The 12,506-nt window shown below is 74.6% G+C and carries 12 protein-coding genes; 6 read left to right on the top strand and 6 right to left on the bottom strand.

Annotation, left to right across the window (positions count from 1 at the left end; all coding sequences use genetic code 11):
• The gene (locus DEJ16_RS05455; protein WP_110824348.1) at positions 1 to 444 is read left to right on the top strand and encodes an SRPBCC family protein; all 444 of its coding nucleotides are present in this window, start codon (positions 1 to 3) and stop codon (positions 442 to 444) included.
• Positions 445 to 565: 121 nt separating this feature from the next.
• Here the strand turns inward: DEJ16_RS05455 and DEJ16_RS05450 are convergent, their stop codons facing one another.
• On the bottom strand, positions 566 to 1,384 hold the full coding sequence (locus DEJ16_RS05450; protein ID WP_110824347.1) for a shikimate 5-dehydrogenase: 819 nt from the start codon (positions 1,382 to 1,384) through the stop codon (positions 566 to 568).
• Positions 1,385 to 1,474: 90 nt separating this feature from the next.
• Between DEJ16_RS05450 and DEJ16_RS05445 the strand changes: the two genes are divergently transcribed.
• The 4 genes from DEJ16_RS05445 to DEJ16_RS05430 all read left to right on the top strand — a co-directional run bounded on the left by DEJ16_RS05445 (position 1,475) and on the right by DEJ16_RS05430 (position 6,662).
• Positions 1,475 to 2,413: an NADP-dependent oxidoreductase gene (locus DEJ16_RS05445; protein ID WP_110824346.1), complete on the top strand. Its 939-nt coding sequence runs from the start codon at positions 1,475 to 1,477 to the stop codon at positions 2,411 to 2,413.
• A 105-nt stretch (positions 2,414 to 2,518) separates the two neighbouring features.
• Positions 2,519 to 2,713: a PspC domain-containing protein gene (locus DEJ16_RS05440; RefSeq protein WP_110824345.1), complete on the top strand. Its 195-nt coding sequence runs from the start codon at positions 2,519 to 2,521 to the stop codon at positions 2,711 to 2,713.
• A gap of 75 nt (positions 2,714 to 2,788) precedes the next feature.
• Positions 2,789 to 4,186: an L-serine ammonia-lyase gene (locus tag DEJ16_RS05435; RefSeq protein WP_110824344.1), complete on the top strand. Its 1,398-nt coding sequence runs from the start codon at positions 2,789 to 2,791 to the stop codon at positions 4,184 to 4,186.
• Between the two features lie 130 nt (positions 4,187 to 4,316).
• Complete coding sequence (locus tag DEJ16_RS05430; RefSeq protein ID WP_110824343.1) at positions 4,317 to 6,662, top strand: S8 family serine peptidase; 2,346 nt, start codon at positions 4,317 to 4,319, stop codon at positions 6,660 to 6,662.
• 66 nt (positions 6,663 to 6,728) lie between these two features.
• Here the strand turns inward: DEJ16_RS05430 and DEJ16_RS05425 are convergent, their stop codons facing one another.
• The 5 genes from DEJ16_RS05425 to DEJ16_RS05405 are packed head-to-tail and all read right to left on the bottom strand — an operon-like array spanning position 6,729 to position 11,560.
• On the bottom strand, positions 6,729 to 7,565 hold the full coding sequence (locus DEJ16_RS05425; protein WP_110824342.1) for a class II fructose-bisphosphate aldolase: 837 nt from the start codon (positions 7,563 to 7,565) through the stop codon (positions 6,729 to 6,731).
• The gene (locus tag DEJ16_RS05420) at positions 7,562 to 8,587 is read right to left on the bottom strand and encodes a 1-phosphofructokinase family hexose kinase (protein WP_110824341.1); all 1,026 of its coding nucleotides are present in this window, start codon (positions 8,585 to 8,587) and stop codon (positions 7,562 to 7,564) included. Before DEJ16_RS05420 ends, DEJ16_RS05425 begins: the two co-directional genes overlap by 4 nt.
• On the bottom strand, positions 8,584 to 9,708 hold the full coding sequence (locus tag DEJ16_RS05415; protein ID WP_110824340.1) for an N-acetylglucosamine-6-phosphate deacetylase: 1,125 nt from the start codon (positions 9,706 to 9,708) through the stop codon (positions 8,584 to 8,586). The genes DEJ16_RS05420 and DEJ16_RS05415 overlap by 4 nt, the downstream gene beginning before the upstream one ends.
• The gene (locus DEJ16_RS05410; RefSeq protein WP_110824339.1) at positions 9,705 to 10,682 is read right to left on the bottom strand and encodes an ROK family protein; all 978 of its coding nucleotides are present in this window, start codon (positions 10,680 to 10,682) and stop codon (positions 9,705 to 9,707) included. Before DEJ16_RS05410 ends, DEJ16_RS05415 begins: the two co-directional genes overlap by 4 nt.
• Entirely contained in the window at positions 10,682 to 11,560 is an 879-nt protein-coding gene (locus tag DEJ16_RS05405; protein WP_110824338.1) for an SIS domain-containing protein, read from the bottom strand. The genes DEJ16_RS05410 and DEJ16_RS05405 overlap by 1 nt, the downstream gene beginning before the upstream one ends.
• A 131-nt stretch (positions 11,561 to 11,691) precedes the next feature.
• On the opposite strand from DEJ16_RS05405, the gene DEJ16_RS05400 reads away from it, so the two are divergent.
• Positions 11,692 to 12,480: a DeoR/GlpR family DNA-binding transcription regulator gene (locus DEJ16_RS05400; RefSeq protein WP_110824337.1), complete on the top strand. Its 789-nt coding sequence runs from the start codon at positions 11,692 to 11,694 to the stop codon at positions 12,478 to 12,480.
• Positions 12,481 to 12,506 lie beyond the last annotated feature (26 nt).

The raw sequence follows: 12,506 nt of genomic DNA, 5'->3' as shown, positions 1-12,506 counted from the left end.
ATGGCGAAGAACGTCCGGATCATCCACTGCACCCCCGAAGAGGTCTTCGACGTCCTCCGCGACGGCTGGCTCTACCCGACGTGGGTGGTCGGCGCGTCCCGGATGCGCGGCGAGGACCCGGGGTGGCCCGCGGTCGGCACGGAGATCCACCACTCGTTCGGCGTCTGGCCGTTCGTCATCAACGACACGACGACCGTCCTCGAGTACGACGAGCCACGCCACATGGTGATCCAGGCGCGGGGCTGGCCGGTCGGTGAAGCGCGTGTCGAGGTCGACGTCGAGCCGCACCCGCGCGGCTGCCGCGTGACGATCCGCGAGAACCCGGTGAAGGGCCCCGGGTCGCTCGTGCCGGGCTTCATCGCGCAGCCCGGCATCTGGTTCCGGAACCACGAGACCGCCCGCCGACTCGGCTGGGTCGCCGCGGGGCGCGCGCGCAGCCACTGACGCTGGCGAGCACCGGGACGCCCCCGTCCGCGTGCGACGCCGCGGCCTGCGCGAGACGCCGCCGGATCCGGCGGCGTCTCGGCGAGGCGACGGCGTCTCGCGGCGACGGGGGCGCCTCGCGCTACTCCTCCCGCGAGAACGCGCTCGCGCGGGCGACCTGGTCGGCCGTCAGCGCCACGCCCGTGTACCGCTCGAACTGCCGGGCGGCCTGCAGCGCGATGACCTCGGCGCCCGTGATGACGTGTGCACCGGCCTCCCGACCGGCCCGGACGAGCGGGGTCTCGGCGGGGAACGCGACGACGTCGAAGACCGTGTGCGCGGCGGTGATGCGTTCCGGCGTGAACGACAGCGTCGCCTCGTCGTCGCCGCGCATGCCGAGCGGCGTGACGTTGACGAGCAGGTCGGCATCGCCGGCACCGTCCTCGTCCGCGACCCAGGCGTAGCCGTACTGGTCGGCGAGGGCACTGCCGGTCGCCTCGTTGCGGGCGACGACGGTCAGGCGCTCGAACCCGGCACCACGGAACGCTGCGGTGACGGCCTTCGCCATCCCGCCCGAGCCGCGCAGCAGGACCCGTGCGGAGCGGTCGACACCGTGCGAGTCGAGCAACGACGCGACGGCCTCGTAGTCGGTGTTCGACGCGGTGAGGACGCCCCCGTCGTTGACGATCGTGTTGACGGAGCGGATCGCGCGGGCAGACTCCTCGAGTTCGTCGACGAGGGGGATCACGTCCTCCTTGAACGGCATCGACACCGAGCAGCCGCGGATGCCGAGCGCCCGGATCCCCGCGACGGCGCCGGGCAGGTCCGTCGTGGTGAACGCCTTGTAGACGAAGTCGAGGCCGAGCTCGTCGTAGAGGAAGTTGTGGAAGCGGGTGCCGATGTTGCTCGGACGGGCGGCGAGCGAGATGCACAGCTGCATGTCCTTGTGGAGGATGGGCATGGCGTCAGTGTCCCACGACACCGCCGATGGAGCGGTCCACGTGGTGTCGCTCCGGGCGCGGGACAGCGTGCTGGCGTACCGTGACGCGGGATGACTGCTCTCCCTGACACCATGCGCGCCGTCCGCTTCGACGAGTGGGGCGACCGTTCGGTCCTGCACGTGGCCGAGGTCCCCGTCCCCGAGGTCGCCCCCGGGCGGGTCCTCGTGAAGGTCCGCGCCGCCGGCGTCAACCCCGGCGAGACCGCGATCCGCCAGGGCCTCGTCGACGACCACGACCCCGAACGGCTGCCGTCCGGGCAGGGCACCGACCTCGCCGGCACCGTCGCCGCGATCGGCCTCGACGTCGACGGGTTCGAGGAGGGCGACGAGGTCCTCGGGTGGTCGTGGGAGCGATCGAGCCAGGCGGAGTACGTCTCCGTCCCCGCCGGACAGCTCGTCCCGAAGCCCCGCCTGCTCTCGTGGGAGGCCGCCGGTGGCCTCGACGTGATCGCCACCACCGCCGCGGCGGCCGTCCGCGCCGTCGACCCGCGGCCCGGCGAGACCGTCGTCGTGTCCGGTGCCGCCGGGGGCGTGGGCGGGTTCGTCACGCAGCTGCTCACCAACGAGGGCGTCGACGTCATCGCGATCGCCTCCGAGGCGAACCACGAGTGGCTGCGCGAGAAGAAGGCCCGCCCGGTCGCGTACGGCGACGGCCTCGAGGACCGGATCCGCGGACTCGCCACCAACGGCATCGACGCGCTCATCGACACGTTCGGCCCGGAGTACGTGCACCTCGGCATCACGCTCGGGATCCCCGCTGACCGCATCGAGACCGTCATCGCGTTCGACGCCGCGGCCGAGGTCGGCGCGAAGGCCTCGGGCAGCGCCGACACGGCGGACCCGGAGATCCTGTCAGCACTCGCGAACATGGTCGCCGACGGGTCGATCGAGGTCCCGATCGCCGCGACCTTCCCGCTCGACGCGGTGCAGGACGCCTACGCCCAGCTCGAGGAGCGGCACACCCGCGGCAAGATCGTCCTGCTCCCCTAGGGCGACGGCCGGGAGGCCCGTACAGCGCGGGTGGGGTTGCCCCCACCCCGGGGCGGGGTGCCGCCCGGGTGCCGCCGTGCAGCGGGACACCGTAGCGTCGGGGACATGACGAACACACTCCACCGTCCCCGCTCCGGTCGCCTGCTCGCCGGGGTCTGCGCCGGCATCGCCGACCGCTTCGGCTGGTCCCGCACCGCCGTCCGCGTGCTCTGGGTCCTGCTGAGCCTGTTCCCCGGGCCGCTCTGGATCGCCTACGTGGTGCTCTGGATCGTGATGCCGACCGAGGGGAAGCGCCGCTGACCTCCCCGGGGTCGCCCGCACGGGGCCCGGCTCCGGAGCCCTGCCGTCCCGTCCGGACGGCGTAGGCTCGTCGTCGTGCCGGTCTCCGTCTTCGAGCTGTTCAGCATCGGTGTCGGCCCGTCGAGCTCCCACACCGTGGGACCGATGCGCGCCGCCGCAGACTTCGCCGCGCGGACGGCGGACGGACCCGTCGAGTCCATCCGCGTCGACCTCTACGGCTCGCTCGCCTCGACCGGTCACGGACACGGCACGCTCGGCGCCGTCGCGGTCGGGCTCATGGGGCACCGCCCGGAGGACGTCGACCCCGACGTGATGACGGCCGCGCTCGCCGCCCTCGAGTCCACCGGACGCCTGACCCTGGCGAGCGGGACCGTCGTGCCGTTCCGGCTCGCCGACGTCGTGCTGCACCCGCTGACGATGCTGCCGCGGCATCCGAACGCGATGCGCCTCCGGACGTTCGACGCGACCGGGACCGAGACCGCCGTCGAGACGTACTACTCGATCGGCGGTGGGTTCATCGCCCGCGACGGGGACGAGGAGCCGGGCGAGGACGTCGCCGGCACCGCGATCCCGGTCGAGACGGACGCGGTGCCGTACCCGTTCTCCAGCGGAGCCGAGCTGCTGTCCGCCTGCGCGACCACGGGCCTCCCGGTCAGCGGTGTGGCGCTCGCCAACGAGACGGCGCACCGCAGCGAGGACGATGTCCGTGCCGGGCTCCTGCGCATCCACGCCGTGATGGAGGACTGCGTCGAGCGCAGCGTCCGACGCACCGGCACGCTGCCCGGCGGGCTCGAGGTCCGCCGTCGTGCGGCCGACTGGTACGAGCAGCTCACGCGTGACGACCCGGACCACGACCCGCTCTTCGCGATGGAGTGGGTGAACCTCACGGCGATGGCGGTCAACGAGGAGAACGCCTCGGGCGGCCGCGTCGTCACCGCGCCGACGAACGGTGCCGCCGGGATCATCCCCGCGGTGCTCGCCTACGCCCTGACCTACGTCGGACCGGTCGCACGCGGGTCCCGGGCGGAACGCGACGACGCCGTCGTGCGGTTCCTGCTCACCGCCGGTGCGATCGGCTCGATCTACAAGGAGCGCGCCTCCATCTCCGGCGCCGAGGTCGGCTGCCAGGGCGAGGTCGGTTCCGCGGCGTCGATGGCGGCGGCCGGGCTCGCCGAGGTCCTGGGCGGGACCCCCGAGCAGGTGGAGAACGCGGCCGAGATCGCCATGGAGCACAACCTCGGGCTGACGTGCGACCCGATCGGCGGCCTCGTGCAGATCCCCTGCATCGAGCGCAACGCCATCGCCGCGAACAAGGCCGTGAACGCCGCCCGGATGGCGCTGCGCGGCGACGGGGTGCACCACGTCTCGCTCGACCAGGTCGTCGAGACGATGCGGCAGACCGGTGCCGACATGTCGACGAAGTACAAGGAGACCGCGATGGGTGGTCTCGCGGTGAACGTCCCGCTCTGCTGAACCGCGGCCGCAGCCCCCGGAACTGGGGCTGCGGCGGTCGTGCCGCCCCGCGTTAGCGTGCAGCGTCCGTCACCGCTCGGACCGACGGTCAGGGACGGCCGTCGTCGCCGACCTCCGGGAGCGATCGCTCATGTCACCCCGCACGCCGACCCTCCTCGCCACCGCCGTCGTGGTGGCGCTCGCCGTCACCGGCACGGGGCTCCCCGCGCAGGCGCTGCCCGCCGCCACCGCTCCTGCGGCCGCCACCGCGACCACCGCTCCTGCTGCCGGCACCGCTGTGCCCGCTCCCGCGACCGGTGGCGTGCCCGCCCCGGCCGACGCCACCGTCGGCGCGACACCCGGCGACACCGCGGTCGACCTGACGCTCGTGCTCCGGCCGGTCGACCCGGCCGCCCTCACCGCGCTCCCCGGGGCGACCACCGGGGACACCGCCGACCAGCGCGCGGACGCCGTGGCGGCGGTCGCACCGGTCGAGGACGCCCGGTCGCGCGCTCGGACCGTGCTGACTGACGCCGGTTTCACGGTGACCGACCCGGACACGTGGGAGGTCGAGGCGCACGGCACCGCAGCCCAGGCGGAGGCCCTGTTCGGCGTCGACCTGGTCGGCACCGGCGACGGCATGCACCCGACCGCCGAACCGACCCTGCCACAGTCCTTCGGCGGGAGCGTCGTCGCCGTGCTCGGGCTCGACGTGCGCCCGGCGCTGGCGCACGCGGCCGTCCCCGCCGGGTACGGCCCTGCCACCTTGGCGAGCGCGTACCGGTCCTCGGGGTCGGCCACCGCGGGCGCCGGCGCGACGGTCGCGACCGTGCAGTTCTCCGGCTGGGACCGCAACGACCTGAGCGCCTACGCCGCGGCGACCGGACGGAAGCTCCCCGCACTCGACCAGATCGCGGTCGACGGCGCCGACCCGCACCGGGGCGACGGGTACCAGGGCGAGACCGAGGTCGCGCTCGACCAGCAGGCGCTGCTCGCCGTCGCGCCGGGTGCCCGTCAGCGGGTGTACGTCACGCCGAACTCGTTCCAGGGCAGCTACGACGCCTACAGCCGCATCGCCGACGACGTCCGCACCGCCGGCATCACCGCGGTCAGCATCTCGTGGGGCAGCTGTGAGACGCAGACCCCGGCCGGGGCACGGGCGGCGCTCGACGCGGCGCTGTCGCGGATCGTCGCAGCCGGCGCCACGGTCTTCGCCGCCACCGGTGACGACGGCGCCCGCTGCCCGACCGGCCCGAGGACGACCATCCGCGACGTCTCGTACCCGGCGTCCTCGCCGGCGGTCGTGGCCGTGGGCGGCACGTCGCTCAGCAAGACGAAGGCCGGGTGGACCGAGTCCGGGTGGTCGAACTCCCTCGGCGCGGGCGGCGGTGGCACCTCGTCGGCCTACGCCCGGCCCGCGTGGCAGACCGGCACCGGCATCACTGGCACGAAGCGCATGCTGCCCGACGTCGCCGCGCTCGCCGACCCGGCGAAGGGTCCGGCGGTGTACATGTCGACGGCGCACGGCTTCGTGCTCGGCGGCGGCACGAGCCTGGCGTCCCCGGTGCTGGCCGGACAGCTCGCCGTCGCGCTGACCGCACGTGGGTGTGCCGTCGGCGTGGGCGACGTGCACCAGGCGCTGTACGCGAACCCGACCGCGTTCCGGGACGTCGTCACCGGCAGCAACGGCACCGCGCCCGCTACCCGGGGCTGGGACGCGGCGACCGGGCTCGGCTCGCCGAAGTGGTCCGCCCTCGGACGGCTCCTCCCGACCGCGGCGGACTGCACGCGGCCGACCACCACCGCGGCCGCGGCGGGAGCGGGCGCGACGGCCGTGACCTCGGGGACCCGGACCGTGCCGTCCGGGACGTCGATCCACTCGCCGAACGGCCAGTACTGGCTCGACGTGCAGGCGGACGGCTCGCTGGTCGAGTGGGGCAACGGCCGCCGGCTCTGGCAGAGCAGCGGGCGTGCCGCGGGTGCCGGTCTGCGGCTCGGCACCACCGGGCGGCTCGCCGTCGTGGCGCCGTCCGGTGCGGTCCTCTGGTCCACGTCCGCACGGACCGCCTCCGGCGGCGCACGTCTGACGGTGACCGACGCCGGCGACGTCCGCGTGACCGCACGGGACGGTGCCGTGCTGTGGCACAACCGGGCCCCCGGTGCCGACCGGCTCGTCCCCGGGGCCACGCTCGTCCCGGGTCAGTCGCTGCGGGACGCCTCCGGCGGCCGACGGCTCACCATGCGCTTCGACGGGGACCTGGTGATCGGCTCCGGCAGCCGGGTGCTGTCCCGGAGGTCCGGCGGTGGCGCGGGGGCGTCCCTCCTGCTGCTGCCGAGCGGCGACCTGGTGCTCGCGGCTCCGCTCGGCCAGACGCGGTGGTCCACCGGCACGGCCGAGCGCGGGGGAGCCGGCATGGTCCTGCGGATGCAGTCGGACGGCAACCTGGTGCTCCGGAAGGGCACGACGGTGGTCTGGGCGAGCCGCACCCGGGGTTGAGCGGACCGGACCGCTCGACGTGCTCCGCGTGACCGACGGCGGGTCCGCCGGTGGTGCTCGTCCGGCTCAGCCGGCCAGGAGCGTGAGCAGCCGGGCGGTCTCGGCGGCGACGGCGTCCCGACCCGCGGCCACGTAGCGGCGCGGGTCGACGAGGTCCGGCCGGTCGTCGAGGACGTCCCGCAGCGCCCGGGTGAACAGGCCGTTCAGGTGCGTGGAGATGTTGATCTTCGTCATGCCCGCGTGGACGGCACCGCGGAGCTCGTCATCGGACAGGCCCGACGAGCCGTGCAGGACGAGCGGCACCGGGACGGAGGCCCGCAGCCGGCCGACCAGGTCCCGGTCGACGGACGCTTCACGGGTCTGCATCGCGTGGGAGGTGCCGACGGCCACCGCCAGGGCGTCGACACCGGTCGCCGCGACGAACGCGGCGGCGTCGTCCGGGTCGGTGCGGACGCCGGGTGCGTGGACACCGTCCTTGCCACCGACCTCGCCGAGTTCGGCCTCGATCGCGATCCCGGCGGTGTGGCACGCGTCGGCGAGCTCCCGGGTCGCCGCGAGGTTGGCGTCGTAGTCGAGGCGCGAGCCGTCGTACATGACGGAGTCGACGCCGAGGTCGATGCCGGCGTGGACGAGTGCGCGGTCCTCGACGTGGTCGAGGTGCACCAGGACCGCCACGTCGGCGGATCGTGCGATCGCCTGGGTCGCGGTGACGATCGGCGTCACCCCACCGTGGTAGCGGATGCAGTTCTCGCTGATCTGCAGGACGACCGGCAGTCCGGCCTGCTCGGCACCGGCCACGATGGCCTCGGCGTGCTCGAGGAGGACGACGTTGAAGGCGCCGACGCCCCGGCGGGCGGTGCGGGCGGTGTCGAGGAGGCCGGTGAGGGCGAGGGCGGTGGTCATGTGGTGCTCCCGGTTCGGTCGAGCTGGGTCAGGAATCGGTCGACGGCGTCGAGGTCGACCTCGCCCGCGACGGGACGCAGGACCGCGGCGGCGCCGTACGCCGCGGCGGAACGCAGGGCGTGGCGGACGACGTCGTGCCCGAGGGGGTCGTGCCCGAGGAGGTCGTGCCCGGGGAGGTCGTGCCCGAGGGGGTCGTGCCCGAGGAGGTCCGACCGCTGGGCGCCCGACGTGGTGCGGCTGCCGGCGGCGGTGAGGGCGAGGACGAGCCCCGCCGTCGCGGCGTCGCCCGCGCCGGTCGGGTTGCCGTGGACGTCAGGGACGGCCGGAACGGTGACGACTCCGGCAAGCGTGTGCGCACTGATGCCCGCGGCACCCGCGGAGACGACGACCATCCCGGCTCCGCGTGCGAGCAGGTCGAGGGCGCCGGTCCGTTCGTCCCGGGCGCCGGTGGCGTCGAGGAGCTCGTCGCGGTTCGGCTTGCAGATCGACGCCCCGGCGGACGCGGCCTCGAGCAGCGCCGGACCCGACAGGTCGGCCACGACGAGCACCCCGGCGTCGACCGCGTCGCGCACCCAGGCGCGCACCACGTCGGGGTCGGTGCCGCGCGGGAGGGACCCGGACACGACGAACGCGGACGCCGTGGCCCAGCTGTGGCGGAGTGCGACGCCCACCGCGGCCCATTCGTCCGCGGTCACCGCGGGTCCGGGTTCGCCGTACATCGTCGGGTGCACGAGGTCGTCGACGACCGTGACCGTGGTGCGCGTGTCCCCGGCGACCGGCACCGCGGTGACCGCGAGTCCGTCGCGCTGCAGGGCCGCGGCGGTCCAGGCGCCGGTGGTCCCGCCGAGCGGCAGGACCGATGTCGTCGCCACGCCGGCGGCGTCGAGCACCCGCGCCACGTTGACGCCCTTCCCGCCCGGTCGGCGGGCGACGTCGAGCACGCGCTGGGTGACGCCCACGGACTGTTCGGCGACGCGGTAGGTCACGTCGACCGCCGGGTTCGGGGTGAGGACGACGATCACGCGGGGACCTCCAGGACGACGGGACGGCCGGCGGGGTCGATGACGACCAGGTCGGTCGCAGCACCGACGGTGAGTGGTGGACGCAGGCCGAGCACGGCGGACGCCCGGACGGACGAGGCGACCACGGCCTCCCGGACATGGCCGGGACGGTCGCTGTCGGGACGAGCGGCGAGGACCCGGGCGACGGCGTCGCCGACGGTGATGGTGCTGCCGGCCAGCGAGGACCGGTCGGCGAGCATCGCGACACCGCCCTCGACGACCACGGCGGACCCGGCGATCCGGTACGCCCCGTCCGCGCAGCCGGTGGCGGCCATCGCGTCCGAGACGAAGACCATGCGGTCACCGGCGGCGCGGCGGACCAGGTCGACGGCGACCGGGTCCAGGTGGTGGCCGTCGACGATGCACTCCACGGTCAGCCGCTCGTCCGCCAGGGCGACCCCGACCGGACCGGGTTCACGGTGGTGCAGCGGGGGCATGCCGTTGAAGAGGTGGGTGACCAGGGTCGCGCCGGCGTCGGCCGCTCGCTGCACCTGCTCCGTGTCGGCGTCGGTGTGCCCGATCGCGGCGACGACCCCGGCGTCGACCAGTCGGCGGATCGCGTCGATCGCGCCGGGGAGTTCGGGTGCGAGCGTGACGACCCGGAGGGCCGCGCCGCCGGCGTCGACCAGGAGGTCGACCTCGCCGGCGGTCGGCGCGTGCAGCAGGGACACCGCGTGCGCGCCGCGTCGAGCGGGCGACAGCCACGGCCCCTCCAGGTGCAGCCCGGCGAGGGTCCCGTCGGCGACGAGCGGTCGGAGGCGGCGGAGCGCGGCGACCGTGTCCGGGACGGTCCCGGTCGCGATCGAGGCGACGAGGTGCGCGGTCCCGAGTCCGGCGTGGTGCGCGGCGGCGGCGCGGGCCTCGTCGGCCGAGCACGAGGCGAAGTCGTGACCGAGGGCGCCGTGCGCATGGAGGTCGACGAACCCCGGGACGACGGTGCCGGGTGCCTCGAGCACGCGGTCGGACGTCGGCGCCGGGCCGCTCCCGACCGCGGTGACACGACCCCCCGTCACCGCGATCCAGCCGTCGACCAGGTCGGCCTCGGCGGTGACCACCCGTGGCGCGCGGACGAGCGTCGTCACGCCGACACCGCCGTGGGCCCGTCGTCGTGCTGCTGCGAGCGGTCGTCGTCCCGCCGGTGGCGGGTCGGCAGGTCTCGTTCCAGCAGCTCCTCGGCGAGGAGGCCCGCACCGATCGCGCCAGCTGCGTCGCCGTGCCGTGCACCGACGACGGCCGGGACCCTGACGCCCACCAACCGGTCCGTCAGCGCCGCGGTGAGCGGGTCGAGCAGGAGCGGGCCGGACTGCGCGAGTCCACCGCCGATGACCAGCGTGTGACAGCCCGCGACGGCCGTCAGCCAGGCCAGCGCGTCCGTGAGCACGTCGACGCAGTCGTCCCACACCTGCCGGGCACGGAGCTCGCCGTCGCGGACGCGGAGCATCGCCGCGTGCGCGGTCGGTACGCCGCACCGGCGGGCGACGGCACCGGCCGAGGCGACCTCCTCGACCCGGAGGCCGGCGAGCGGCCCGTGGGGGATGCGGACCTGGCCGATCTCGCCGGCCCAGCCGTCACCGCTGACGACCCGGCCGTCGACGACCAGGGCGCTCGCGAGCCCGGTGCCGACCGGGACGAACGCGACCGTGCCGCGGTCGAGTCCGCCGGCCCGCACCTCCGCGAGTGCCCCGGCGCGGACGTCGTGGCCGAACGCGAGCGGGACGTCGGTGCCCGACGCGCGGAGCGCCGCGGCCACCCGCTGGCGCACGGGCACGTCCTGCCAGCCGAGGTTCACCGACAGCACCGAGCGGCCGGCGGCCTCGTCGACCACTCCGGGGACGACCAGGCCGACGGCGCCGAGGCCCGTGCCGTGCTGTCGGGCGACCGAGCCGGCGCGCACGGCGAGCTCGGCCACGACGACGGCGAGGGCATCGGCAGCGGGGTCGTCGCGGGGAGTCGGGACACGCTGCTCGTCGAGCACCAGTCCGTCGTCCGCGGTCAGTCGGGCCTTGATGCCCGTGCCGCCGACGTCGACTCCGAGCACCGCCCCGCGCGCGGTCATCAGGTGAGGATGACCGAACGGGTCAGCGATCGCGGGTGGTCCGGGTCGAGCCCGCGGCGCTCCGCGAGGGCGACGGCGAACCGGTGGACGACGACGAGTCCGGCGAGCGGGTCGAGGTCGTGGTGCACGAGGCGGGCACCGGTGGCGGCGACCTCGTCGGCGAGACCGTCCGGCACGGCGCCGAGGGACCAGACGAGGCGACCGGGCTGCGCGATCGCGATCGGGCCGTGGCGGTAGTCCATCGCCGGGTACGACTCGGCCCAGAACTGTGCGGCCTCACGCGTCTTCAGGGCGGCCTCGGCCGTCAGACCCACCGCGGCACCACGGCCGACGAACGTCACCTGCTCGGCGTCGAGCAGGTCGTCGATCGGCAGGGTGAGCGCGGTCTCGGCCTGGTCGGCGAGGCGCTCGACGTCGTCGCCGAGGGAGGCGCGGAGCAGCGCGAGCGCCGTGGTCGCGAAGCGGGTCTGCACCACGGAGCGCTCGTCGGCGAACGGCAGCGCGACGACGGCGTCCGCGTCCGCCGCAGCGGGGCTGTCCGGTACGGCCGTGATCAGCACGGTGCGCTGCTCCGGCAGGGCACGCAGCAGGTCGATGATCTCGGTGGTCGTACCCGAGCGCGAGATGGTGACGACGCGGTCGTACTGCCGGTCGACGGGGTACTCGGAGCCGGCGAACGCGTCGGTCTGGCCGAGGCCCGCTGATTCGCGGGCGACGGCGTAGCTCATCGCGATGAACCAGCTCGTGCCGCAGCCGATGACGGCGACGCGCTCACCCGGCTGGGGCAGGACGTCGATGAACGAGGGCAGCAGGGCCGCGGCGGAGCGCCAGGAGTCCGGCTGCGATGCCAGCTCGGCGCCCACGAAGGTGTCGGACATGGTGTCCTTCCGGTCGGACCGATCCGTGTGATCGGATACCGGCCAGCATGACGATCGATCGTGCTCGATGCAAGTGCAAAACGTCATTCCCGATCACGCGACGGGTGGAGACGCGCCCGTAGGATGACGCCATGACCCCGCAGCAGAGGCTCAACGCCCTCCTCGAGCTGGTGAGTGACCGTGGCAACGTCTCGATCACCGAGATCGGGGACGAGCTCGGGATCTCCGCCGCCACCGCCCGCCGCGACCTCGCCACGCTCGCCGACCAGCGCCTCGTCACCCGGACCCACGGGGGCGCCGCTGCCCTCGGCGCCGGGTACGAGCTCCCGCTGCAGTACAAGATCGCCCGCCAGGCCGAGGCGAAGACGGCGATCGCCCGGGCGACCGCGGCCCTCGTGGCCCCCGGCGACACGGTCGGGCTGAACGGCGGGACCACGACGACCGAGGTGGCGCGGGAACTGGGCAAGAGCGAGCGCTTCATCCGCGCCGACGGCGAGTACGGCATCACGATCGTCACCAACGCCCTGAACATCGGGTACGAGCTGTCGGTCCGCGCCAACGTCAAGATCGTCGTGACCGGTGGGGTCGCTCGTCGGCAGTCCTACGAGCTGATCGGGCCGCTGGTCCGGGACACGCTCGACGAGTTCGCGCTGGACGTGGTCGTGCTCGGCGTGGACGGGCTGACGGGGCAGTACGGCGCCACGACCATGCACGAGGGGGAGGCCGAGGTCAGCCGGCACTTCGCCTCGGTGGGTCGTCGGGTGATCGTGGTCGCCGACTCAACGAAGATCGAGCGGTCCACCTTCGCCCGCATCTGCCCGCTCGACCGCATCGACGTCCTGGTCACGGACCGTGGCGTCCCGGCGTCGTTCGCCACGGACCTGGCCGCCGCCGGCACGGAGCTCGTCGTCGCGGACTGACCCGCTGACCCGTCCCGCACCTCCGG

It is taken from the genome of Curtobacterium sp. MCJR17_055, from assembly GCF_003224335.1.
In the GTDB taxonomy this organism is placed as follows: domain Bacteria; phylum Actinomycetota; class Actinomycetes; order Actinomycetales; family Microbacteriaceae; genus Curtobacterium.
Note: the sequence above shows the minus strand (reverse complement) of the source record. Positions and strands in the feature narration are given on the sequence as shown.

Excerpts from the sequence above, each read along its gene's own strand:
- DEJ16_RS05440 (WP_110824345.1), top strand. The coding sequence starts at position 2,519 with ATGACGAACACACTCCACCGTCCCCGCTCCGGTCGCCTGCTCGCCGGG.
- DEJ16_RS05445 (WP_110824346.1), top strand. The coding sequence starts at position 1,475 with ATGACTGCTCTCCCTGACACCATGCGCGCCGTCCGCTTCGACGAGTGG.
- DEJ16_RS05410 (WP_110824339.1), bottom strand. The coding sequence starts at position 10,682 with ATGACCGCGCGCGGGGCGGTGCTCGGAGTCGACGTCGGCGGCACGGGC.
- DEJ16_RS05425 (WP_110824342.1), bottom strand. The coding sequence starts at position 7,565 with ATGACCACCGCCCTCGCCCTCACCGGCCTCCTCGACACCGCCCGCACC.
- DEJ16_RS05455 (WP_110824348.1), top strand. The coding sequence starts at position 1 with ATGGCGAAGAACGTCCGGATCATCCACTGCACCCCCGAAGAGGTCTTC.
- DEJ16_RS05430 (WP_110824343.1), top strand. The coding sequence starts at position 4,317 with ATGTCACCCCGCACGCCGACCCTCCTCGCCACCGCCGTCGTGGTGGCG.
- DEJ16_RS05450 (WP_110824347.1), bottom strand. The coding sequence starts at position 1,384 with ATGCCCATCCTCCACAAGGACATGCAGCTGTGCATCTCGCTCGCCGCC.
- DEJ16_RS05405 (WP_110824338.1), bottom strand. The coding sequence starts at position 11,560 with ATGTCCGACACCTTCGTGGGCGCCGAGCTGGCATCGCAGCCGGACTCC.
- DEJ16_RS05400 (WP_110824337.1), top strand. The coding sequence starts at position 11,692 with ATGACCCCGCAGCAGAGGCTCAACGCCCTCCTCGAGCTGGTGAGTGAC.